We start from the raw sequence: 24,955 nt of genomic DNA on the forward strand, positions 1-24,955 counted from the left end.
TTTGGTAGATACGACCAACAAGCCCATTCCAAACGAGATCTCTCTCTCGATAGATTGTGCTGTCAAAAAACACTGGCGTCCATCAATTGCAATGGCCTTATCATTTGGGTTTGGTGGCATGACTATGATTGCGCTCGCAATTGTCATCTGGCTTTCCTTTGATACCGCCAAGGACAACACATACGCGCTTACCCAAGAAGTAACCGAAGTCAGCTTTGGCTCTATCCGCTCGCATCTGGACAACAATCTCAATGCAGCGGCAAGTCAGGTAACCTATATGGCGGAATTGGTTCATCAGGGGTTACTTGATCCAAACGATGAAAAGGCTATCACCCAAACGATCAAAGGGGCACTTGCCGCAACCCCTCAAGTACGCGGCATGTCATTCATGCGAATTGACGGATCAGCCGTACAGGCAGGGTGGTTCGACGACACCTCTTTTTTTAGCCGAAATCAAAAAAGCGACAACGAATACCGCTTTGCGTCCATATTACAGGATGCGAGCAAAGAAGATGGGGTTTATTGGGGCGGCATTATCTGGATAGAAGAACTAAAAGAACCCCATATTTCTGTCTTTCATCCCGTGTATCAAGGCGATAGGTATATCGGAGCAATGGGGGCAATTATCTCTATCAGCTCGCTTTCGGATTACATCAATAAACTTGATAAAGAGACAGGCAATCACACCTATCTACTTCTCAATCGAAACAAAGTACTCGCCCACCCATCCCTGATTGACATGAGCCGATCAGGTCTGTCAGCAGAAAACCCGCTCCCAACCCTTAATCAAGTGATTGATGGCAATTTACGCCGGATTTGGGATGAACCCCTCTATGACTTCACCAACATACTGGGCAACGGAGATATCAAAGGCCACGCCGTTGATTCTTTTGCCGGGGAACTTTCTTTTCTCCACACAAATTTTTCTGCTTATGGATTTGAAGACCTGACACTCGGCATCTATTTCATGGAAGGAGAGCTTGAGGGTTATTACGAACGGCTATATTTCACCGGGGCTGCAGCTCTGGTTATTGCTTTGATAACAGTCATTATTATATTTTTCGCAGGCAAGTTCATTGCCATGCCGCTCCAGCGTCTGGCCGAGACATCTCAACAGGTTAGTCAACTAGACCTAATCCACACGCAACGTCTCCCCGGAAGTATGTTCAGAGAACTTGATACGGCAGCAACAGCTTATAATTCGATGCTGGGTGGACTAAAATGGTTCGAGAACTATGTTCCCAAAAAACTTGTAAAACAACTTATGGAAACCAATGGTGAAGGTATTATCTCGGAAGAGCGGGAAATTACCGTCATGTTTACCGACATTGTCAGCTTTACAGCCTTGAGCGAATCAATGCCCGCCACCGAGCTTGCAGGCCTTCTCAATCATCACTTCGATCTGTTAGGTGCTATTATCGAGCAAGAAGGCGGAACCATTGATAAATACATCGGTGATTCTGTTATGGCATTCTGGGGGGCTCCAACACAAATGGATGATCACGCCAAACATGCTTGTATTGCCGCCTTGCGCATAGAAAAAGCACTACGAGCAGATAATAACCGAAGAAAAGAAATGGGGCAGCCTCCTATCTATATTCGAATAGGCATCCATAGTGGCCTTGCCGTTGCTGGTAATATCGGGGCCAAAGGCCGGGTCAACTACACATTGATTGGTGATACTGTAAACACAGCACAGCGTCTTGAAGGCCTGGCGAAAGAAGTCTTACCAAACAGTGCGGAAACGGCCAAAACACTCATTTCAGCCACGACCTGGGATTACATCAAAAATGACACTAAAATGAAAACAACACAGAAAGGTTTCTTTGCCTTGCGTGGACGGGAAGCTGAAACAGAAGCATATGAGCTAACAAACCTTGGCCTTTAAGGGCTTGTTGTTTCTTCCAAGTGTTTGAGAAAATCATCATGGGTCTTCCCTCTTTCGTGTGGGAAGAATTCGTCCAGAACAATCATTTGTGTTATACGATCAAGCCTGAAGACCCGAAAGTCCTGTCGTAATTCACACCACGCCCCCAGCATCCAGATTGCCCGATAAAGCTGCAAACCCAACGGCCAAAGAGTGCGTTGGCTTTTATCACCCTTCCCATCTTTATAGTTGATCAAAACTTTGTTCTGATTTCGAATGCCATGCCGCAGATCACCCACATCAATAGTAATGGGTTCGGGCAAAGCGTCACCATGCGCAACCAGATTTGGTTTTGCCAATCTCGGACGCAAAAGATCCGGCAACACACTGTCAATTTTCTGAAGGACATCTGTCGCAGCAAGTGCCAATTTTGGATCAGCCCAAGCTTGTACCATCGTCATCCCAAACGAAAGGGCTTCAAGTTCTTCCGCATCGAACATAAGCGGCGGTAGGTCATAGCCTTCGTATAGAAGATACCCAACCCCGGCCTCTCCCTCTACAGGGACACCTGAACCAATTAGATCTTTAATGTCGCGATAGACTGTTCGGGTAGAAACTTCTAATTCTTCGGCGAGTTTATCCCCGGTAATCAGTCGGCCTCGACGTAGAATTTGAACCAAGCGAAATAAGCGGTCAGCCCGTCTCATCAGCTTTCCAGCACCTCGAGAACCTCACCATCCAGACCTATACAGGCAGCAATCAATTTACCGCCAAACCCACAGCCGCCATCAAGAGTAACTGCAAACTCGTCATATTTCGGTCCGGCTTGCTCTGGATCATAGCCTCTAAACAGGCGTGTAAAGGGGCCAAAATTTCCTTTTACCTGCTGAAAGCCTTTATTTGCCCACCAAAAACTATCTTTTTGAGTTTCCAACGGACGACTGGGATTAATCCCTGCGTTCACAAAAAGAGTGGTTCCATTATCAGGATAGGCAGCACGTTTCAACTGTCCAAGAACTTGATAATGGCCCGGCTTTTCCTGCATAGCACGACGCACCTTGTTGGTCCAACGAGTTAGTTGCATGGCACCTGCGGTAGCCTCGCGGAAACCTTCTTGTGGGCTAAAGCCATAAGCTTGGAGCGAAGCGCCAACCCCTTGATCCAGCATCCATTGAAGAACGCCTCTTGGGTCGGTCGCAAATTGCAACTGTAGCAATTTTTGCCACATTTCTTCCTGAGAGCCTCTTAGATAAACAATATCGCGGGAAAAGTTCTGATATCTGGCAAGAAAGAAACGACGGAAAGAAATAAGCTCATCCAAGGTTTCAGCAACCTGCGCTCCGTGCCCCATAAAGTTACCGAGATAGATAACGCGATCACCACGTTTTAATCGGGACTCAAGGGCGGCGTGGATATTTCGCAAAGGATCGACCTCACCGTGAATGGCGCTAACAGCCCAAATACGGTGCGTGGCAGTCAAGATCGCGAATTTTTGCACATCGCCCATGGGAAAGGACGGTACCCCTGTTACAGCTATAGCGAGAAGGAGCGCTTATAAGAAAAGCGCTGAACTCTCGCTTGATTGCCCGACAAACGGACGATTAAAACGAAGAAGACATAAACGCGGCTCCGCGTTAACGGAACCGCGTTTTCACATGTTCTCCGTAAAACTAGGCTGCTGCAAGCATTTCTTCTAGTTTTACAGCTGCTGAGTCTTCGTCGATTTCCTCAACAGCAGCAAATTCACGCGCTAATCGTTCCAGAGCAGCCTGATACATCTGGCGCTCACTAAAGGATTGTTCAGGTTGTTCGGGGCCACGATGGAGATCACGGACAACTTCGGCGATAGAAACTGGATCACCAGAGTTGATCTTTGCTTCATATTCCTGAGCACGGCGGCTCCACATTGTCCGTTTTGCACGTGAACGCCCTTTTAAGGTTGTAAGGGCATCTTCCATAAGCTTGCGGCTGGACAATTTACGTAGACCAGAGCTTTCAGCACGCACCAAAGGAACACGCAACGTCATTCTGTCTTGTTCAAAAGTCACAATAAGCAATTCAAGCGTAACGCCAGAAATTTCTTGGGTTTCGATACCCTGTACGCGTCCAACACCATGGGTTGGGTAGACCACGTAATCACCGGCACTATATTCTGCTTGTTTACCCATTAGATCTCATCTCTCCGTTTTGACAGCCTGAATTCATACAGACCCTACATTCATATAGGTATGTTTTCAGATTTAGCTATACCTGACATGCAAAAAAGCATCTGGCCAGAAAGAGCATCTGAAAGCATACCCAAAACGCATGGACACAATATCCCCACACAATTTTAAAAAATTGGCAGGGGCAGAAGTTCGTTGTTAAGTGAAACTTACTAAAGGCGAAGGTAATTTTTTATCCGACACCGTAATCAGCTATCCATCCGTTAGGGATATGTTATACAGTAATTACAGTAAAATTTCAATATTCGCTTAGCACATGCCAGCCACGCGATTAAAGCATAGTTCAATGCACCAGAATAAACTGTTGAATTATGAAGTTATTGTGAGAAGCGAGACCACGTCGCTTTTAATATTGGCTAAACGAATCAAACAAAAAAGATCCGTTACCTCGTTGAGCACCCCTGTCACAGGTGCTCACGCATTTATTCAGCCAATATCTACTCAGCCAGTATCGCCCGGCTTTTCGCTGAAATGCTCTTGTAGTTTATTACCTACACCATTCCATTCATCTGCATCAGCTGGCTTTTCACCCATACGGGTGATATTTGGCCAGATATCTGCCCACTTCTTATTGAGGTCCATTACAGACTCAGAAGCAGGATCAGTATCAGGCAAAATCGCTTCCGCAGGACATTCTGGCTCGCAAACACCGCAATCAATGCATTCATCCGGATGAATGACGAGCATGTTCTCCCCTTCGTAGAAACAATCTACAGGGCAAACTTCAACGCAGTCCATATATTTGCATTTAATGCAATTTTCCAGGACGACATATGTCATCGTCTAATCTCCACTTGGCTCCTGACCAACTACAGGATTTACCTGTGTCACCTTTTAGGCATTCCCACTTTGGGTTTATGAAAAAGGGCCTACCCTTTCAAACCCAAACGAGCAAGAGCTTTTTTACGAGCATCACCGCTATCGCGATCAGAAACATAGAGCAACCCGGCAATTCGTCGCATCAAATTAGCTTCGTAGTGATGTAGCTCGCCATCCGCATAAACAACTTCCCACATCATTTCAATAAACTCTATACGCTCTTCTGGGCTATGACTGTCATTAATCACCCTGGTAAAAGCAAAGAGCTGGCTTGAACTCCCGGCCTTTTCTTCTGCCAGAGATAGTAACTCTTCACCATCTTCAGTGCTCAAGGCCAAACGACTTTGAAGAAGGTCGATAATTTTATCCCGCTCTTCTGAATCAAAATCATCGTCCATTCCTGCTGCTTCAACCATCAAGGCAGCTGCGGCTACTTTTTTATCACTGTGATTAACCAAAGCCCCTTGGGGCTTTTGTGAGATTTCACCCAATAACTCTTTTATACGACCGAACAATCAACTTTCCTCAATTATGATTAAACCGAGCAACAAGTCTCTACAAAAAAAGGGCTAAAGATACTAAGGTCTTTAGACATCCAGTCTTTTGAAGACAGAAGCCATTATGTATATCTATAATCTAGTGTCATCACAGCCATTAAACAACTTTTCGGGACCTCAAACCATGCCGTCCGAGATAAAAAAAAACCAAACAACAAATACATTCTCGCCTACGCCTGATGCCAGACGTTACGCTCCAGCAACAGAACGCAACAGGCAAGTTATCTATGACGTCTTAAAAAACAACCTTCCCGTAAAAGGACGATTGCTGGAAATCGCGAGCGGGACAGGCGAACACGCCGCATGGATCGGATCACGTTTGCCCGCAATCAAATGGCAGACCAGTGAATATGACACAGATCTTTTTCCCAGTATCCAAGCGCATATTCAAGCATCTGAAGCAAAAAATATCTTCCCACCGTTTCATATCGATGTCACCCGAAACAACTGGGGGCTTGAAGTTGAACAGCTGTCGCAATTTCAAAACAAAACAAACGTCATCACCTGTGCAAATATGGTTCATATCGCCCCTTGGGACGTCGCAATCGGCCTGTTCCAAGGGGCAGCAAATCTTTTGATTAAAAATGGCCTCCTGTTTGTTTACGGGCCTTTCTTTCAAAGCGATGTACCGACCGCACCCTCAAACATTGAATTTGATAACTGGTTGAAAGAACGCGATCCGTCCTGGGGAATTCGACAGCTCGATGATGTTAAGAAACTTGCCGAAGATTATAATTTTGCCCTTGAAAGAATTCATCCCATGCCGGCAAACAACCTTTTCCTACAGTTCAAAAAACTAAAATAGTTCAGGAGAATACTCTCGAGAGCCTGCATTACTTAGACTTTATATAGTTTAACTCTCTTCACTCTGGCCTCACGTCACTCCAAAGCGGCGAAGAAATTGCTTCCTGTTTGATCCACGATAAAAACGCCTTATTTTTCTTACGCATAGAATCCCGTGATATCACTGAATACACCTGTCCATTTGGCACAAACCCAAACGGCGCGATCAAGCGTTTGGTTTTAATGTCTTCACTGACCAGTGCCCATGGCGCTATGGCAGCCCCCAATCCCCCCATAGCAGCTTCTAACATAAAATAGATATGCTCGAGATCAGTACCTTTATCAGCCTCAGGCACTTCTATTCCCGCAACTTTTGACCAGTCTGTCCAAGCCGACTTTCGTGTCAGACTGTGCAACAGCGGAACCTCTTTTTTTGATAACAAACTTCCGGATTTTGAGACATTAAATCGTGCATCTAATTCAGGGGTCATGACTGGCCCCACCAACTCAGCGAACAAGGGTGTCACCTCAACATTTGGGGGCCAATTATCTTCGCCAACAACAATTGCTAAATCACACGCGGCGTTCGCAAGATTAGGCATGTTTGTTATAGTGCTTAAGCGAACATCAATTTTAGGATAGTGTGCCGAAAATCGGTATAGCCTTGGCAAGAGCCATCGCATCATGAAGGTTCCGATACAGGCGACATCCAGTGCACCCTCTTCACTATCGACCACACTTGCAATACTAGCCTCAAGCTGATCAAAAATCGCCGTCAATTGAGGCTGTAGCTTTACCCCTGCTTCTGTGAGTTGCAACCTGTTGCGCGGCCCTTCAAACAGTCGCACCCCCATAACATCTTCCAGATGCCGGATCTGCTTACTGATGGCTCCATAAGTAACATTTAATTCTTCGGCGGCATCAACCATACGCCCTTTTCGGGCCGTAACTTCAAAGGCCCGGATTGCATTTAACGGAGGTAACGACGATCTATTCATAATAGTTTTTCTCACATAGAACAGAGAAATGATCGATTTATTCTTTGTAAATCAGACGATTTAATCAACACACATTTTTAATAGTGAGAAAAAATCCTTTGCTTAGGGTTAAAAACAACACGTAGAAAGTAACTCCCCCAATGGACACAATCGTCTTTCTTGCCATAATGGCTGGCGCCCTTATGCACGCTGGTTGGAACGCCGTTATCAAGATCGGGCTGGATCGCTTTTCCGCCATCCTTCTCCTCTCTCTTTTTCAAGGCGCTATCTCTTTCGCTCTAATCCCCTTCTTCCCCACCATCGCCAGTGATGCCTGGCCATGGCTACTTGCCTCTATCCTGCTACATGTCGGATACAAATTTTTCTTGATTAAAGCCTATGCCTTGGGGGATTTAAGCCAGATATATCCCCTCGCTCGGGGAACAGCCCCATTAATCGTCTCAGTCGTTAGCGCCCTATACCTGGGCGAAGTTCTGACCCTGACCAGTGCCTTGGGTATTGTCTCAATTGGCTTGGGGATTATGGCGATGGCTTTCAGCAAGGGCCCCAACACACCGCCGCTTTCAAGAAAAGCGCTGGTTTTCGCTTTCTCCACTGCTTCTTTTACCGCCGCCTATACACTCGTTGATGGAATAGGGGCTCGTATGTCCTTTAATGCCTCAAGCTTTACCCTGTGGCTATTCGCCGGAGACAGCTTGATTATGTTGCTGTCTGCTTTGGCCCTTAGGGGCAGAGGCGCTATAGTAAAAACATTGCCAGCATGGAAAAGTGGCTTTGTGGCCGGAGCTCTTTCTCTGGGGTCATATTGGATTGCCATCTGGGCAATGACCAAAGCGCCGATTGCTTTGGTCTCTGGCCTGCGGGAAAGTAGTGTGCTTTTCGCCATGTTCATCGCCGTATTCCTACTCAAAGAAAAAGCAGGAATGATCAGATGGCTGGCCGCTTTTTCTATAGGCACAGGGATTCTTCTTACCCGGTTCTAACTCAGCCGCCGTGTAAAAATATCTTCGATACGAAGATCAGCACAACCAAAAGCTAAATGACAGAAATATCGATCAAAAAGCAATCCACCACCTTCTATGGAAGGTTATCAACTTCAGGTATTGCCGCTAAATTGCTATCCCACATGGCACGGCTAGATGTACATATATGGGCATTAGGCCGAATAGATATCTTACTATCAAGACTGCCAGCAGGTACCACGAGCAATCCTCCCCCCATTTGCACATTGGGAACCGCCGAACCACACGCAGAACAAAAACTTCTTGAATGCTGTGTCTTCGGCACTCGATAAACCTTAATTTTCTCCTGTCCTGAACACCAGTTTATTACAGCTGTTGTAGAGAATAAGTTGGCAGCATGGGCAGAACCAGTTCCCTTTTGACAACGAGAACAATGACAAAGGAAGAAATGGCTAAATTCGCCTGTAATCTCAAACACTACAGTTCCACAAAGGCAAGATCCAGTTATCAACTCAGTCACAAGACCAACACCCCGCTGACGTTAAATAAAAACATTCAATAGATAGAAAAGGTTATATTAATCATTTTGGCGAAGTTTATCGATATCTCGACGATCCTTTTTTGTCGGCCGCCCCGTTCCCATATCGCGTATCGCAGTATCCCCAACGGGGTTTGTCTTATGCGATTTCCGATGATCTATAGGGGCGAGGTCTTCATAAAGTTCTCGCGCTTCAGGTGCAGGCCCCCGGCGACCTCCAAGGGCGAGAATTTTGATGACACGAATGTTTGCCCCCTGCGTAAAGGTTAGGACATCATCAGGCTTAACCAACTGACTGGCTTTACTGATCGCCTTGCCACCAACACGCACCCGCCCGCCATTACAGGCTGTACTGGCGATTGAGCGCGTTTTAAAAAAACGGGCATACCAAAGCCACTTATCAATGCGAAGACTTGCCTTTTCATCACCAGCCATCGCAAGACCTTTAGCGTTTGAAAGACATGTCCTGAAGAACGGCAAAAGGTGAATCCGCCATTCTGGCCTTTTCAGCTTCAACTTGCTTCTTCCGGGCTTCTTTTTTCTTGGGGTCCTGTTTTTTGGGCCCCCGCAGACCAAAGACCGTCACGCCGCCCTTTAGTCTGTTTGGATGGAATCGCAGAGATTTCAGAACAAAAGCAATTTGTTGATCATCAAGACCAGAAACTTTTCTCATTTCATCGTTAATGATGAAAGATCCCGGAGGAAGTTTCAGATCATCATCTGCTTTTTTATCCTCTTGCACTTCAACCGCTACGTTATCCAAGGCTTTCACCTCGGATTCTGAAACAGCAACATCCTGATCGTTACCAGATGTAACTATCGCAGTATCATCAACGACAGGTGCCTCTACGGCTGGCGTCTCAATCTCAACGACTTTAGCTTTGGGATCAGTGTCTTTTTTGTTCGATTTCTTTTCACCGTCATCCTTGCTCAGACGAAGCAACTTATACGCTTCATGCGAAACACGCTCCAGAATATCAGCTCGAAGAACGAGTTCACGGCCCTTGCGGTTAGAAAGATGACGATACCCGACAGAAGCACAGAAAATATCTTTCTGTGCTTCTGATGGCGTAAAGTACTTGCTCTCAAAATCAGGGAGCTTCGGCACAGAAGCTTCATTCCATGCCGCCCACAACAAAGCACGAATCCGGCTTGGTCTTGGACGGTTTAAATTCGGTAGAAAAACGCTTTCCCGGCCAAGGCGTAAACCAAGGTCAGCCAAAGCTTTCCTGTCTGCTTTGCTCAGGCCGTTAATCTGATCTCGCACCAGATAACGCGGCACGAGTCCCAAGCCTTCGATAACTTGGAACGCAATACCACGGGCAGTACCCTCGAGCTTGGCATCAGATAAATAAAACAAAGGCTTGAGTTGAGCCCTCAAATGGCGCTCCAACCACCCTACAAGACGAAGTCTGATTTTCTCGCGCATTGGACTATCAATGAATTCGGTCGTATAGACATCAACAGCAGGGCTGAGTGAACTTTCACCCTTGATCAACTTACCAACAGGGATACCCCGCCAGGTCAACTCGCCAGCATCATTCAACAAGAAAGATCCGTCGTTATCTTCTTCAAGCACAGAAACCCGCGCAGGCATCTCGCTTAACAGCGTTTTGCGTGCAGCTGTCAGGCCCGGCTTGATATCCGATCCCTGAAGACTTTCATCCAGAACAAAAGAGAACCCAACGATACGCCCAAGGAGTTCTCCTTCGACGATAACGTCACCATTTGCTTTAACCGCTGACACTATATTTTCTCCCGCCTGGAGGCTTCGTACCAATTTTGCTGCTCGTCTATCGACAAACCTTTGTGTTAAACGCTCGTGAAGCGCGTCCGATAACCGATCTTCTATCGCACGACTGACGCCTTGCCAATGCTCATTATCTTTAATCCAGTCTGATCGATGACTAATATACGTCCAGGTCCTGATATGAGAAATGCGCGCGACCAAAGTATCAATGTCGCCGTCGATGCGATCAATACGCTTAATTTGAGTTGCAATCCAATCATCCGGAAGCACCCCATGGTTGCCTATCAAATAATGATATATCTGAGAAAGCAACCGAATATGTTGGTCCGTCAGAATTTTTCTAAAGTCAGGAACCTGACAAACTTCCCAAAGCAGCTTCACCTGCGCAGTATTTGTTGCACTGTCCTGAACTGTACTTTCCTGAGCCAACGCCATTAATGCCTGATGATCTTCAGCATCTCGCACCCGCGATAATATTTTGTCGTCCGCACGCCGCTCCAAAGACTTTATCAGTAGCTCTGGCGAACGATAGTCTAAATCATTGTTCCGCCAATAGATAACACGTAACGGATCGTAATCGTGATTTTCAACTCGGGCGATCAAATCTTCGTCTAAAGGCCCAACATTATTTGTGGTCCCAAAGGTTCCGTCCCGGGTATGGCGCCCTGCACGTCCGGCGATCTGTCCAATTTCTGATGCATAGAGATAACGGGAAATACGGCCATCAAACTTTTCCATTCGGGAAAAAGCGACATGGTTCACATCCAGATTCAACCCCATACCGATTGCATCGGTTGCAACCAGATAATCAACATCGCCGTTTTCGAACAGTTCTACCTGTGCATTTCTCGTACGCGGGCTCAAAGCCCCAAGAACCACAGCCGTTCCCCCACGGTGTTGTCGAATTGTTTCAGCCAGTTGATAGACATCTGTCGCCGAAAACGCGACCACTGCTGATCGAGGAGGTAAACGGATAATTTTTTTGTTGCCGGAAAAGCTCAGGTTTGAAAAGCGAGGGCGTTCAATAAACTCGATATCCCTGACAAGCTTCTTCAGGATCGGCGCGATTGTATTCGAGCCCATAAACATGGTCTCTGCCGTGCCCCGCGCATTTAAGAGCCTGTCAGTAAAGATATGCCCCCGTTCCTCGTCTGCAGCGAGTTGGATTTCATCAATCGCAAGAAACTCGACCAGCTTGTCCACGGGCATGGATTCAACAGTACAAAAGAAATAGCGGGCAGCTTTAGGCAGGATCTTTTCTTCACCGGTAACCAAGGCACACTTGGCAGCACCTTTTATGGCGACGGCTTTGTCATAGTTCTCACGGGCCAATAACCGCAAAGGAAAACCAATCATGCCTGAGCTATAAGCAAGCATCCGTTCCATCGCCAGATAGGTTTTACCCGTATTTGTCGGACCAAGAACTGCTGTGATTTTAGTCGATGCGAGAAAGCCCATCTATCCCTCCTGCGATTAGGAGGCCGTGATAACAGAACACGTAAAATCCAAATCAAAAAACGTAAATTATGAGATAATTTTATACACAGAAAACAAAAAGAAGAAAACGTAATTAAGATGCCAAACACATTAATAAAACAGCAATATTTCAGCTTAACTTATGCTTTTTCCAAATCATGGCATCAAACATTCACAAGCCTAACAATTTATTAGTGATCCAATTCAACGACAATAAACCTACTCGATTACATTGCACGCGGTTCGGTTGGCACATGCAACACCCGCCAATAACTTTCAAACATGTTCACAACATCAATAAAGTTGATCCCAGCTTCTTCTTTTACAAAATAACCAGCTACTTTTCTGTTATAACTTTTAACCATATCTTGATCGGATTTTGACGTCGTCAAAACGAAAACCAAGGTATCAACAAGCTCGGGATCCGCACGTAGGTTATCAAGAAATTCAAGCCCATTCATCCTTGGCATCTGAAGATCCAATAAAACCATAAAAGGATAGGAAACTGCCCCGCTCTTCAATAACTCCAAAGCCTCAACACCATCGTGAGCCCTGACAATAGAATTCCCAATCCGTTGCTTTAGAAAGCTGCGTTCAATAGATGCGGCATCAATATCATCATCTTCAACCAGCAATAAGGTTATCTCACTCGTATCGGCTTTCATGCATAGAGCTCCATATATTCAAGCGTTACGTTTATCAAAATACCCCCTACTCAAAAGGCCAAAAAATAATGCAGCAAGCCCCTCGCTCTCTGCCCTTTTGTAACTGAAATGTCCCCTTGTGGTGTTCAACAATTTTCTTAACCATGGCAAGCCCCATACCACTTCCTTCTATCTTATCCCGAGGCTGGAGGGTTTGAAACATTTCCAAGGCTTTGCCATGCATCTTATCCGGGATCCCCGGACCATCGTCCTCGACCCGAATAAAATGTCCCTGCTCTCCTTTATCGTAGCTGATCGTGATAATACCGTTCTCTTTATCATGGTGTTTAATTGTATTCGAAATAAGATTACGCAATACAATATCCAATGGTATACGCGGTATATTGATCATGACATCAGGGGCTGTGCAGGAAAATTCTTGATCTTTCCCATGTAAAACCAAAACGTCATTAGACATTTTTCGCAAAGAGACTGGTTCACTGGAATAGGCAAATCTCGCAATCTTTGAATAGTCCAATAAATCTTTCAACAAAGTCATCATACGCAGGCAGCGGCCTTTGACCATGTCGATATGTTCTTTGGATTTTTCAGGGAGCAAATCACCACAATCTTCCTCAATCCAGCTAATAACTTGATTTATAGAATTAAGTGGTGCTTTGAGGTCATGTGACGCGATATAAGCGAACTGCTCTAAATCATGATTTGTTTTTATCAAACGTTGCGATTCATCTCTCAGAGCCTCAGTCATTTTATCTGCATAGGCAAGGGCACTACGATTAACTCGTGTCAGGAAGACAAACAACCCGAGCAACATGCTATCAATAATCAACCCTCCAATCAAAATCCAAGAGGGTTGATCGTTTGATGGATCATCTCTGAAACTTAAACCGGATTCAATATTGAATAGCCAGGTTCTGCCATACATCTCTATCTCAACATTTTTAACAAAAAGCGGATTATCATCCCGAGGATTCAAAACATCTGCAGCTTGTTCATCATCTGCATACAACAGAGTTTCATTATCACTAATGGCAATTCGCACCTGACGATTTTCACTCGCCAGCGTTCCCAGCATCAGTTTGCTCATGATAAAGGGAGCATAAGTTACACCAACGATATCTGCCCGACGCGCATCAACAGTACTTGGCTTTTTTCCTCCTTCATAAAAAGGGGTATAAAACAAGAACCCAGGTGTTTTTTTTGCATCCTGAACTAATACAATGGGACTTGTAATCTGCGCACCGCCTGTATCCCTTGCTTTTTTGATTGCTGTGTAGCGGTTACTCTCAAACGCCATATCAAGACCAATCGCCTTGTCGTTTGATTCAGATGGTTCAATATAGGTAATCGGCCAATATTCTTTTTCTTGATGTTTTGGATGTAACGTATAGTTCGGGCGCGTTTTTCGCTCAGACGCAAGGTACTCTTCCATCTGAGACGGCTTGATATTATATATCACACCGATCCCGTTAATACTGGGATAAACCTTGTCCAAGTCAAGGCTATTTGCATAGATCTGCCACTGTGCATAATTTGTCTTCTCCCCATTTGCATCCAAAAACGCAACTCCACCCCAAAGTGCGTTTTCGTAAAGATGCATTCTCTCTTCGACCAAGCCGATAGCTTGTTCAACCTGCCGCTGAAACTTTTCCTGATTTTTTTGAGAAACCTGCTCGCGTGCAATATACCAAGCACCAACGGTCAAGATAATCGAGAGCAAAACGACCAGCCAATGAACCCAGTGCAAAGCCCCCTTACGCACCAACTGACTTCGTTGCTCGGCCTCGATAGAATCAGCTTGATTGACCTCCGTCATTACTTTTTTCCGAATAATTCAAAAGATAAGAGTTTCAAAGGCAAGGTATTTTCAACCAAATATCTTACATAGCTAGAACTAACACTAAACCAAGGGTATTAAAAAACATTAACACACAGCTTATGAGGGATATTTTTTACAATTCAAGGAGGATATAATCTTTGAAATAACAGTCTTTCCTTCAACCAACCCTCTTGACCTTACAGCTGGTGTAAGGACAAGAATGTACTACCTCTTTAAAATACAGCATCAGATTGACAGACCTATGCACGCCTACACTTCTATTCGCCAATCGATCAGGTTCATACTTGCCTTGTTATTAATTGTATCCTTTTCCGAGATAAGTATGGCGCATACAAATGTTACACGCACAATCCCTGCAAACGAGACCGTACTCAAAGAATCACCACCAGAAATAAAGCTTATCTTCCCTCAAGCCATCAAAATCACAGCTTTCAAGTTGTTAGACAGTCAAGGAAACGAGATCACTCTCGAACAAAATAAAAGCCTGAAGCCCATCAAGGAAAAAGTCGTATTCCCCCCAACGTTAGGCGCAGGAACCTATCGCGTTATATGGCGAGGGATATCCACAGACGGGCACCCCATTAAAGGAGAGATTACCTTTACCATTTCTCCTTAGCCAGCAGCATAAATATGATCGAAAATACGGAATATTTTTTAACAGCTCTCAAGACTGTTATTTATAACTGTAGCCTCTTTTCTGGTGGCACTTTACTTTTCCTTCGTGTATTTGCCAAAGAAACCAGAGACATTCGATCAAAGCTTTACTCCTTCATCACAGGTTCAAGCTTACTGGGTATCACGCTCAGCATTATAAATATGGGGACACAAGTAGTCTGGCTCTCTGCAGGAGATCTAACCGCACTTCAGGATCCCGACATACTCGCCCTTGTACTTTCTTCTTCAGCAGGGAAAACACAATTATTTCTTTGTGTAGGGTTTGCTGGGATCATCTCGACAACAAAAATAGAGCATCCCATCTATGCCTTTGCCATTTTGGCAATGATCCCCGTTACCTATGCCTTATCGGGTCACACCGGGTTTTATTCGCCAGTATGGCTGTTAAAGATTTTCATTATTGCGCATCTGTCTATTGCCTGCTTTTGGATCGGCAGCTTCATTCCCCTGCTCACACTTATTAACCTGAAAAAACAAACCGCATCAGATGCCTTGGAACGATTTGGCATTATTGCAATTTTTCTTGTCCCTATATTACTCGCCACAGGTATCGGCATGGCTTGGTTTATTGCAGGGGGGACAGAGGGACTAACAACTGATTATGGTTTGATGCTTTTAGTAAAAGCGAATCTTGTCGCTATGCTGCTTTGCTTTGCAGCCTTAAACAAACTGCGGCTGGTGCCACAATTCAGGACAGGTCATCCACAAGCGGTCGATAAGCTCAGGCGTTCCATAACGATAGAAATAGCAATCGTTTTGGTAATACTGATCGTTACAGCAACGATTACAACAATAATTCCGCCAGAAGATCTCGGCCATCGACTTCGTTAAGCCCTATCAGGGCCAATCTGAATTTAAAGCAATTCATTTCCGAACTGGTTATTGCAACCCAGTCGGGATAGGCCCGTCTTTCCCAGGGTCCCACCCGGAAGACCACATTTCATATGGCACAATATGCGGCTTTACACCGCTATTTTCAAACCAGGAATCAATCGCAAAACTTTTCCCCGTAGAAACATCAACAACAGCTGCAGACGTATGGGGCCATCCACCAATAAAGAATCCTCGGGTAACCTGAGACCGTAGTCTGTGATGTTTAATCAGCCCCAATTCATTGAGGAACATCAGCGTTGTCGTGGTGTTTACAGCCTCATCTTCACAATCAAGCTGCCCTGACTGCCCATACCCTGTAAAGGTGCCACCAATATCATTTTCGGTACCCGCTTTTGGCGCATTCATTTGCTCCATATAAGCAACCGCCTTTGCCATAGAAGCCCGTTCTTGCTGTGGGGTTTGTGGTACACCAAAGGCTTTGATCAGTCCTTGCTTATCTGCATCACTCACGGTCAGACTTAATTGTCTCGCGCATCCATACCCATGACAATACTGATATTGTGTCATGGTTGGCACGGCGACCCCCTTGCGTTCAAACACCATATTTGGTGAAGAATTCGGTCCAGCAGCACAGCCACCAAGCATCAAAAAAAAAGCCACCAACATCGATTTAGAAAACCGATTAGACATAATGATAAAACCCTTTGCCCGAGCACACGGGCTGTACAATCACAACAAATTATCTATACATTTTTACAGGAACACAAAATTCCTGCAATAGCTTAGAAGGCAGCCAACACCTCTTCATCGGTTAGATGACTTGAAATACTGATCTTATTAAGCCATATGTCTTTTGCTCTTGATAAATAAGGCCAAGAGATTAGCAATATTATTTCGAATAGTTAAAAGGTGGATTATACAATCATGTCTGAGGAACAACTTTCCTTCCAGGCCGAGGTTTCCCGGCTCTTGGACATCGTGGCCCATTCGCTTTATTCCAATAAAGAAATCTTCCTGCGCGAGCTCATTTCCAATGCCTCTGACGCATGTGATAAACTTCGGTATTTAGCAGTAACAGATGGCGACTTGATGAAAGACGATCCTGACTTCAGGATCGACTTGGAAATAGATTCAAATGCCAACACGCTTACCATCAGCGATAACGGCATTGGCATGAACCGCCAGGAGCTTATTGATAATCTCGGTACCATCGCACGCTCCGGAACCAGCGCTTTTATGGAACAGATGGAAAGCAGCAAAGACGGCAGCAATCTGATTGGTCAGTTTGGTGTGGGTTTCTATTCCAGCTACATGGTTGCCGACAAAGTCAGCGTTACCAGTCGTCGTGCCGGCGAAGATCAGGGTTGGCAATGGGATTCAGATGGCAAAGGCAAATTCACCATTGCCGAAGTTGAGAAACCCGTGCGTGGAACCTCTATCACGCTGCACCTAAAAGAAGAGCAAAAAGAGTTTAGTGAAGAACTACGTCTTCGCACCATCATAAAAACCTATTCCGATCATATTCCAATTCCGATCCGACTCAAAAAAGCGTCCCCAGAAAACGAACTGGCAGAAAACGAAGATGGCATCATAGAAAATGATAGCGAATGGGAAACGCTGAATTCTGCTTCAGCCATCTGGACACGGAGCAAATCCGATGTAACAGACGAACAGTACAAAGAGTTTTATCATCACGTTGCCCATGCCTATGACGACCCATGGTTACGCGAACACTTCCGTGTCGAAGGTGTCCTAGAATATTCTGGACTTCTTTACATACCGGGCAGCAAACCCTTTGATCTCTTCCATCCAGATCGTAAACACGGCGTAAAACTTTATGTTCGCCGCGTCTTTATCACCGATGACTGCCAAGAACTTATCCCCGCCTATATGCGGTTCCTGAAAGGCGTCATTGATTCAGAAGATCTACCGCTCAACATCAGTCGTGAAATGCTTCAGGATAACCCAATGCTGCGTAAAATTCGCGGCGGCATTGTGAAACGTGTCCTTGGCATTCTCGAGAAAAAAGCTGAGAACGAGCAGGAAGAATATCTGAAATTCTGGGAAAACTTTGGCTCTGTCCTCAAAGAAGGTCTCTATGAAGATCTGCCTCAAAAAGATGCTCTCTTGAAACTCTGTCGTTTCAAATCCATCAAAACCGATAGTTGGATCAGTCTCGCAGACTACCTCGAGAACATGAAAGAAGGCCAAGAGCATATCTACTATATCTCTGGTGAAGATGAGCAGGCTCTGCGTCGTAGCCCACAGATTGAAGGCTTCAAAGCCAAAGATGTGGATGTACTTGTTCTGCACGACCCTGTTGATGAGTTCTGGGTAACATCCATTAACGAGTACGAAGGTAAAGGCTTCAAATCTGTTACCCGTGGCGGTGCCGATTTGAACAAAATTGACGGTGCTGATGACGAAGATGAATCGTCAAAAGACAAAGAAGAAGACAAAGCGGAACTTGGCGCCCTGCTCGGCTATATGAAACTAACCCTCGAAGGGGAAGTAAAAGATATCCGCAGTTCAGAGCGTTTGACGGACTCAGCTGTTTGTCTGGTTGCCGATGAAGGCGACATGGATATCCATCTGGAACGTATTCTACGCAGTCATAAGCAGGTCGATGAAGCCAGTAAACGGGTTCTTGAAGTCAACCCGAAACACGATCTGGTCAAACGGCTTTCTACACTGATCAAAGAAGACGGCGCGGCCAAAGAGCTTGAAGACATTGCCTGGCTCTTGCTGGATCAGGCGAGAATTCTCGAAGGACAGATTCCATCTGATGCAGCGACATTTGCACAACGCATGTCCCGCGTTATGGGCAAGGGTCTTTCATAAGATCTTCTCTTATCGGATAGTTATCAAAAAGGCGGTTGATTTTGCTCAACCGTCTTTTTTTGTTCATACAGGAGAAGAAAACCAACTCTCTGGCTATAAACTAACTGGGATTGCTCTCATGTAAAACAGCCCCAAGAATTACGCCGCCGCTGCCATCTTGCAACAACAGGGCATAACCGTCTTTCGGAGATAATCCAAGTGAGGCAAAGCTAAACGAGACAGAGCTATCTGTCCCATTCCATTCAGCTACACGCTCAACCCCACGAACAACGTGCCTGTTGACCATAAATAGTCCTTTATTCTCACCCCGTTGAATTTCCGTCTCGTGCTGTTCATCAAAAACGGCCACCCACAAGGTAGCTGATCCCTCAAGCGGAAGCTCTTTGCTAAAATTTACCGTTTGTTCAGTAAAGGCATTACCTGCAACAGACAGAGATACAGCCTTACCCGTTCTGGCAGCTTCTTCTATCCCGAGCAAAACGTCGCCCCGTCGGGATCCAACCAGCTCTTTACGTCCATCAATAACCAATTGCGGTGTATAGACATATCGTAACGACATGGTAGAACCGTAATCACGCTGACGTTGCGTTGCTTCCGGGCTGGAAAAGGGATCTTTCCACCCAATATAGTCCCAATAATCAACATGATACGACAGGGCAATAATTCCGGGTTGATCAGCAAGCTCAGTTAAAAGCGCATCGGCTGGCGGGCAGGAGCTACAGCCCTGCGACGTAAAGAGTTCAATAACCACAGGTGCTGTTTCGGAAAGCCCAGCAACATTAGCGGCTTGGACAACTAACTCTCCCTGAGCCAAACGTTTTTCCGCAGCCCGAACAACCTCGCTAGTGGTACCGCTTATCGCCATATAAGCCCAAGCAGACGAGAGGCCAAGCACAACAAAAGCAACTTGCACAAACGGACGCTTAAATAGAGTCTTTAAATATTTCATATTCAAAGACTATGCCTCTTTTAGCAAGAGCTCCAGTCACTTCACATTCAAGTTTACGCGAGCAAGGAACGTCTGCACGAGCAAAACAAGGTTTACCCCCGATATCTAATTTACCTCATCTTAACCAACAAAAAAAGGCAGCCCCATGGGCTGCCTTTCTGTCACTCATGCAAGTGGTTAAGTCTCATCATTGATCAAGTTACGCAGTACATAGTGAAGAATACCACCATGGCGGAAATATTCGACTTCATCTGCGGTATCAATACGGCACTTCAGCTTAATATCTTCGACCGAACCATCCGGACGGCTGATACGACAGTCAACATCCATACCCGGCGTAATACCATTTTCAACACCAGAAATATCAATCGTTTCATCTCCAGTAATACCAAGCGTTTCACGGGTTACACCATCTTTGAAGACAAGAGGGAGGACACCCATGAAAACAAGGTTGGAACGGTGAATACGCTCAAAACTTTCAACAATAACTGCCTTAACACCTAACAAACGGGTTCCCTTGGCGGCCCAGTCACGTGACGACCCCATGCCGTATTCCTTGCCCCCAAAGACAACAAGCGGCGTGCCATCATCGATGTACTTCATGGCTGCATCGTACACTGGCATAACTTCGCCTTTGTATTTAGAAAAGCCGCCTTCTGTACCCGGTACCATCTCGTTTTTAATACGAATGTTAGCAAAGGTGCCCCGCATCATAACTTCGTGGTTACCGCGACGAGACCCGTAAGAGTTAAAGTCGATTGGACGTACCTGGTGGCTAGTAAGATATTCACCCCCCGGGCTATCAGCTTTGATCGCACCCGCAGGCGAAATATGATCAGTTGTGATATTGTCAGCAAGAACCAGAAGGGGACGCGCGCCAGCGATATCGCTGAGATCGCCAGCTTCCCTGCTCATACCTTCAAAGAATGGCGGATACTGAACATATGTACTTTGGTCATTCCAGTCATAAGTTAACCCAGTCGCCGTTTCAATTTCTTTCCATTGCTGGGGACCTTCAAAAACGTTGTCATAACGCTCTTTGAACATTTCCGGTGTTAGCGCAACGTTAGAAATTTCCTGTATCTCTTGTGATGTCGGCCAGATGTCTTTTAGATAAACATCCTGACCATCTTTGCCCTGCCCAATCGGATCGTTCAAAAGATCAATGGTTACATTACCTGCCAGCGCATAGGCGACGACAAGCGGCGGCGACGCTAAATAATTCAGACGTGTCTGCGGGCTAACACGACCTTCGAAATTACGGTTTCCGGACAGAACCGCAGCAACCTGTAATTCTTTATTATCAATGGCAACGATATGTTCGTCGGCAAGCGGGCCAGAATTCCCGATACAGGTGGTGCAACCATAGCCAACGAGATCAAAACCAATTTGATTGAGGTAATCCTGAAGTCCCGCTTTTTCGAGGTAATCAGTCACAACCTGTGACCCGGGTGCCAGAGATGTTTTAACCCAAGGTTTCGAAGTCAGGCCCAATTCAACCGCTTTTTTCGCGACAAGACCAGCACCGATAAGTACCGATGGGTTCGAAGTATTGGTACAGCTGGTAATGGCTGCGATCATTACATCACCATTGCTCAGCTCGTAATCTTTACCTTCAACAGAGGATTTATCACCTGCCTTATCTCCCAAAGCTTCATCGATCAGCTCGATAGATTTTGGTGCAAGATTGCTGAGAGAAATACGATCTTGTGGACGTTTTGGTCCGGCAAGACTTGGCTCAACCGTTGAAAGATCAAGTTCTAGTGAAGATGTAAAGATCGGATCAGGTGTGTTTGTCTCCCGCCACATCCCCTGCGCCTTAGCATAAGCTTCAACCAAAGCAACCCGGTCAGCATCACGACAGGTAAAGCTGAGGTATCTGATAGTCTCTGCGTCAATTGGGAAAAACCCACAGGTCGCCCCATATTCCGGGGCCATATTTGCGATTGTCGCCTGGTCCGCCAAGGTCAGATTATCAAGACCTGCACCAAAGAACTCAACGAACTTACCAACCACACCATGGGCGCGAAGAATTTCAGTAACGGTCAAGACCAAGTCTGTCGCGGTTGTTCCCTCTTTCATCTTGCCGGTAAGTTTCATACCAACAACCTCAGGGATTACCATGGAAACAGGCTGTCCAAGCATTGCCGCTTCTGCTTCGATACCGCCGACACCCCAACCGAGTACGGAAAGGCCATTTACCATGGTTGTATGGGAATCAGTCCCCACCAACGTATCAGGGTAGGCAACCGTAGAGCCATTCTCTTCTTTGGTCCACACGACCTGTGCGAGATTTTCTAGGTTCACCTGATGGCAAATACCTGTTCCTGGGGGGACAACGCGGAAGTTATCAAAAGCAGTTTGTCCCCAGCGTAGGAAAGAATACCGTTCTCCGTTACGCTCAAACTCCAGATCAACGTTTTTCTGGAATGAATCTGCGCCGCCGAACGAATCAACCATTACGGAGTGATCAATAACAAGATCGACAGGGGAAAGAGGGTTGATCTTCTTGGGGTCCCCACCCATTTCCACCATAGCCTGACGCATAGCGGCCAAATCAACAACCGCTGGAACCCCGGTAAAATCCTGCATAAGAACACGTGCAGGGCGATAGGCAATTTCGCTATCCGACGTACGATCTTTCAGCCATTCAGCCATCGCTTTGATGTCATCAACCTTGACACTGCGATCGTCTTCAAACCGCAACAGGTTTTCCAAAAGTACTTTCAGAGAAAAAGGCAGACGGGATATATCCCCGAGTGTCTTGGAAGCTTCCTCGAGACTATAATAGTCGTATGTCTTGCCATTTACATTAAGCTGGCGGCGAGTATTCAGGGTGTCCTTACCAAGAGCCAATTTAATCTCCTCTTGCGGGTGTACGTCTCTCCAGATGGGGCTTTTTCCTGTTTTACAGTAACTAGATCACTTTAGATCTGAGGAACCAACAAAGCCTTCTCATCTACTTATCTTATGCAATGTTAAGTTACCTCGTTAGGGATAAAAAGCAATATATGCCGCGACACAAAATAAGAACGAGTTAAGTTTATCATTAGCATTTACTAATAGTGTGGTTTGTCTTTTTTCCCTTGAGCTTACAGCGGGAGGAACATTTATGATCCTGTCATTATATTCTCTACGTACTACAGTTAAGCTGAACAGGGATTATTACAATGGCCTTTCGTTTTTGGGGACATTTCCAACGCCAACTTTTAACGTACCACAAAATAATCCCCTTAGTTGCAATAGGTATTATAATGGGGAGTTATTTTATTTTCTACTCCCCAGATCTTTTTCAAAAATCGGAAACAGACAATAAGGTTTCGGCTTCTGGCTACATCAATACATTAAATATTGATGAGGGAAATATTGTTGAGGGCGAAAAACTTTACCAACAAAATTGTGCATCCTGTCACGGCAGCCAACTCCAAGGAGAAGCCAACTGGCGTAGCCCGAAAGAAGATGGATCTCTACGTGCACCACCTCATAATAAAGACGGGCATACCTGGCACCACCCAGATCGCATACTTTTTCATACAACAAAGTTTGGCGGCACATCCATCGCCCCAGAAGGTTTCAACAGCAACATGCCTGCATTTAATAAAACTCTCCGCGATGCAGAGATAAACAAGGTTCTGGCTTTCATTAAAAGTAAATGGCCGAAAGAAATACGTCAGCATCAAAAAAATATCTCAAACAAAGACAAAGCATCCCTGAGCCAATAAACATCTCTGATTACGCCTCTCTCCTCATTCTTGACATAAATCAAGGATCGCTAATCACAGTTCGGATATTCCATGGTTTATGAAAACAGAGATCATACAAAAATACGACAAAGGGGTTCCTCGTTATACGAGCTACCCTACGGCACATCTTTTTAAGCCCGACTTTGAGGCCAGTACCTACACTGACTGGCTGCGGGCTATTCCAAAAGAGATGCCACTCTCTCTGTATTCTCACATCCCTTATTGCGATAGCCTCTGCTGGTTTTGTGGGTGCCACACCAAGATCACCCAAAAATATAAACCAATAAAAGAGTACATGGGATCTTTGCAAAAAGAGATCCTTATGACCGCAGATGTCACGGGCCGGGGACGGCCGGTTAATCATATGCATTTTGGTGGTGGCAGCCCAACCATTTTAGTACCGGAAGATGTAAAAGAACTCTTTCAGACATTCCATGAAGCCTTCACCTTTACCGATGATGCAGAAATAGCAGTCGAGATTGATCCTAGGGATATAAGCCAAGAGGCGATCAGAGCCTGGGCGCAGGGTGGGGTCAACCGTGCCAGCCTTGGAGTCCAGGATATTCAAGACAAGGTACAAAGAGCTATTAACCGTATTCAACCAATTGAACAAACGGCAAAGGTCGCTAATTGGCTGCATGAAGAAGGCGTCCACGGCATCAACATGGATTTGATGTATGGCCTTCCTTATCAAACGGTAGAATCAGTTTTGGAAACCATTCGTCAAGTCATGACCATGGCCCCGGAACGCATTGCCCTCTTTGGCTATGCGCACATTCCTTCATTAAAACCTCATCAGCGCCTCATCCCCGAAGAAGTCCTCCCCGATTTCAACGAAAGGTTTGAGCAACAGGAAGCCGCGGCGGAGTTATTACAAAGTTATGGTTTTGTCCGGATTGGTCTGGATCACTTTGCAAAACCTGATGACCCCATGGCTATTGCTTTTAAGAACGGAACCCTAAGACGTAACTTCCAAGGTTATACGACAGATAAAGCAGACGCGATGATCGGGTTTGGCGCATCTTCTATCGGTGCGCTTCCAAGCGGGTTTGTCCAAAATATCGTCGCGATCAGAAACTATCGTGCCGCGATTGATAGTGGAAATTTTGCCGTCGCCAAATCTATTCCTTTCAAAGGTCAGGACAAATTACGGGCCGCAATTATCGAACAGCTTATGTGTTATCATGAGGTAGATTTGATTGATATCTGCAATAAATTTCAAAGCTCAATTGACGAGTTCGACTACGAAATCAGTGCCTTGCAGACTTTTGTCGATGATAAAATAGCCCGATACCAAAATGGGGTTATCATTGTAGAACATGATGCAAGGGCATTGGTCAGATCCGTCTGCGCCCTGTTTGACGAATACCATGGGTCAAGAGAAATGACTTACTCGCAAGCGGTTTAACTAGCCATTTTTTTATTAAGTAGAT

At 45.6% G+C, this 24,955-nt stretch carries 22 protein-coding genes; 8 read left to right on the forward strand and 14 right to left on the reverse strand.

What is annotated here, in order from left to right; all coding sequences use genetic code 11:
* Position 1: 1 nt before the first annotated feature.
* Complete coding sequence (locus tag ACN0QW_RS09660; protein WP_417430972.1) at positions 2-1,888, forward strand: adenylate/guanylate cyclase domain-containing protein; 1,887 nt, start codon at positions 2-4, stop codon at positions 1,886-1,888.
* On the opposite strand, the gene ACN0QW_RS09665 is transcribed toward ACN0QW_RS09660, so the two are convergent.
* From ACN0QW_RS09665 to ACN0QW_RS09685, 5 genes are all read right to left on the reverse strand, one after another.
* A complete protein-coding gene (locus tag ACN0QW_RS09665; protein WP_417430974.1) occupies positions 1,885-2,574 on the reverse strand; it encodes a helix-turn-helix transcriptional regulator in 690 nt (229 codons plus the stop codon). The two genes, ACN0QW_RS09660 and ACN0QW_RS09665, sit on opposite strands and share 4 nt — an antisense overlap.
* A complete protein-coding gene (locus ACN0QW_RS09670) occupies positions 2,574-3,374 on the reverse strand; it encodes a hypothetical protein (RefSeq protein WP_417430976.1) in 801 nt (266 codons plus the stop codon). The genes ACN0QW_RS09665 and ACN0QW_RS09670 overlap by 1 nt, the downstream gene beginning before the upstream one ends.
* 163 nt (positions 3,375-3,537) lie before the next feature.
* Positions 3,538-4,035 (reverse strand): CarD family transcriptional regulator, encoded by a 498-nt coding sequence (locus tag ACN0QW_RS09675; RefSeq protein ID WP_299377734.1) that lies wholly within the window; start codon positions 4,033-4,035, stop codon positions 3,538-3,540.
* 498 nt (positions 4,036-4,533) lie between these two features.
* Positions 4,534-4,872, reverse strand: coding sequence for a ferredoxin FdxA (gene fdxA, locus ACN0QW_RS09680; protein ID WP_299377732.1), 339 nt, complete (start codon positions 4,870-4,872; stop codon positions 4,534-4,536).
* An 89-nt stretch (positions 4,873-4,961) separates the two neighbouring features.
* Positions 4,962-5,426, reverse strand: coding sequence for a TerB family tellurite resistance protein (locus ACN0QW_RS09685; protein WP_417430979.1), 465 nt, complete (start codon positions 5,424-5,426; stop codon positions 4,962-4,964).
* A gap of 166 nt (positions 5,427-5,592) precedes the next feature.
* Between ACN0QW_RS09685 and ACN0QW_RS09690 the strand changes: the two genes are divergently transcribed.
* Positions 5,593-6,273, forward strand: a complete 681-nt coding sequence (locus ACN0QW_RS09690) for a DUF938 domain-containing protein (RefSeq protein ID WP_417430981.1) — start codon at positions 5,593-5,595, stop codon at positions 6,271-6,273.
* 58 nt (positions 6,274-6,331) lie between these two features.
* On the opposite strand, the gene ACN0QW_RS09695 is transcribed toward ACN0QW_RS09690, so the two are convergent.
* A complete protein-coding gene (locus ACN0QW_RS09695) occupies positions 6,332-7,249 on the reverse strand; it encodes a LysR substrate-binding domain-containing protein (protein ID WP_417430983.1) in 918 nt (305 codons plus the stop codon).
* A gap of 140 nt (positions 7,250-7,389) precedes the next feature.
* Between ACN0QW_RS09695 and ACN0QW_RS09700 the strand changes: the two genes are divergently transcribed.
* Positions 7,390-8,232: an EamA family transporter gene (locus ACN0QW_RS09700; protein ID WP_417430985.1), complete on the forward strand. Its 843-nt coding sequence runs from the start codon at positions 7,390-7,392 to the stop codon at positions 8,230-8,232.
* 94 nt (positions 8,233-8,326) lie between these two features.
* On the opposite strand, the gene ACN0QW_RS09705 is transcribed toward ACN0QW_RS09700, so the two are convergent.
* From ACN0QW_RS09705 to ACN0QW_RS09725, 5 genes are all read right to left on the reverse strand, one after another.
* Entirely contained in the window at positions 8,327-8,731 is a 405-nt protein-coding gene (locus tag ACN0QW_RS09705) for a GFA family protein (RefSeq protein WP_417430987.1), read from the reverse strand.
* Between the two features lie 57 nt (positions 8,732-8,788).
* Positions 8,789-9,184, reverse strand: coding sequence for an RNA-binding S4 domain-containing protein (locus tag ACN0QW_RS09710; protein WP_417430989.1), 396 nt, complete (start codon positions 9,182-9,184; stop codon positions 8,789-8,791).
* Positions 9,185-9,194: 10 nt separating this feature from the next.
* Positions 9,195-11,957: a helicase-related protein gene (locus ACN0QW_RS09715; RefSeq protein ID WP_417430991.1), complete on the reverse strand. Its 2,763-nt coding sequence runs from the start codon at positions 11,955-11,957 to the stop codon at positions 9,195-9,197.
* 245 nt (positions 11,958-12,202) lie between these two features.
* On the reverse strand, positions 12,203-12,640 hold the full coding sequence (locus ACN0QW_RS09720; protein ID WP_417430993.1) for a response regulator: 438 nt from the start codon (positions 12,638-12,640) through the stop codon (positions 12,203-12,205).
* Between the two features lie 46 nt (positions 12,641-12,686).
* Positions 12,687-14,456, reverse strand: a complete 1,770-nt coding sequence (locus ACN0QW_RS09725) for a CHASE domain-containing protein (protein ID WP_417430995.1) — start codon at positions 14,454-14,456, stop codon at positions 12,687-12,689.
* A 346-nt stretch (positions 14,457-14,802) separates the two neighbouring features.
* Here ACN0QW_RS09725 and ACN0QW_RS09730 point away from each other — a divergent pair, with 346 nt between their 5' ends.
* Together ACN0QW_RS09730 and ACN0QW_RS09735 are read left to right on the forward strand one after the other, a co-directional pair.
* A complete protein-coding gene (locus ACN0QW_RS09730) occupies positions 14,803-15,096 on the forward strand; it encodes a copper resistance CopC family protein (RefSeq protein ID WP_417430997.1) in 294 nt (97 codons plus the stop codon).
* A gap of 14 nt (positions 15,097-15,110) precedes the next feature.
* A complete protein-coding gene (locus ACN0QW_RS09735; RefSeq protein ID WP_417430999.1) occupies positions 15,111-15,986 on the forward strand; it encodes a copper resistance D family protein in 876 nt (291 codons plus the stop codon).
* Positions 15,987-16,034: 48 nt separating this feature from the next.
* Here ACN0QW_RS09735 and ACN0QW_RS09740 read toward each other — a convergent pair whose 3' ends face one another.
* The gene (locus ACN0QW_RS09740; RefSeq protein WP_417431001.1) at positions 16,035-16,679 is read right to left on the reverse strand and encodes a hypothetical protein; all 645 of its coding nucleotides are present in this window, start codon (positions 16,677-16,679) and stop codon (positions 16,035-16,037) included.
* Between the two features lie 234 nt (positions 16,680-16,913).
* Between ACN0QW_RS09740 and htpG the strand changes: the two genes are divergently transcribed.
* The gene (htpG, locus tag ACN0QW_RS09745) at positions 16,914-18,830 is read left to right on the forward strand and encodes a molecular chaperone HtpG (RefSeq protein ID WP_417431003.1); all 1,917 of its coding nucleotides are present in this window, start codon (positions 16,914-16,916) and stop codon (positions 18,828-18,830) included.
* A gap of 100 nt (positions 18,831-18,930) precedes the next feature.
* Here the strand turns inward: htpG and ACN0QW_RS09750 are convergent, their stop codons facing one another.
* The gene (locus ACN0QW_RS09750; RefSeq protein ID WP_417431005.1) at positions 18,931-19,779 is read right to left on the reverse strand and encodes a DUF1223 domain-containing protein; all 849 of its coding nucleotides are present in this window, start codon (positions 19,777-19,779) and stop codon (positions 18,931-18,933) included.
* A gap of 177 nt (positions 19,780-19,956) precedes the next feature.
* Positions 19,957-22,635, reverse strand: a complete 2,679-nt coding sequence (gene acnA / locus ACN0QW_RS09755; protein WP_417431007.1) for an aconitate hydratase AcnA — start codon at positions 22,633-22,635, stop codon at positions 19,957-19,959.
* A 398-nt stretch (positions 22,636-23,033) separates the two neighbouring features.
* On the opposite strand from acnA, the gene ACN0QW_RS09760 reads away from it, so the two are divergent.
* Together ACN0QW_RS09760 and hemN are read left to right on the forward strand one after the other, a co-directional pair.
* Positions 23,034-23,501, forward strand: coding sequence for a c-type cytochrome (locus ACN0QW_RS09760; RefSeq protein WP_417431009.1), 468 nt, complete (start codon positions 23,034-23,036; stop codon positions 23,499-23,501).
* A 79-nt stretch (positions 23,502-23,580) separates the two neighbouring features.
* Positions 23,581-24,930 (forward strand): oxygen-independent coproporphyrinogen III oxidase, encoded by a 1,350-nt coding sequence (hemN, locus tag ACN0QW_RS09765; protein ID WP_417431011.1) that lies wholly within the window; start codon positions 23,581-23,583, stop codon positions 24,928-24,930.
* Positions 24,931-24,955 lie beyond the last annotated feature (25 nt).

This window comes from Kiloniella sp. (genome assembly GCF_048259265.1).
Taxonomy (GTDB): domain Bacteria; phylum Pseudomonadota; class Alphaproteobacteria; order Kiloniellales; family Kiloniellaceae; genus Kiloniella.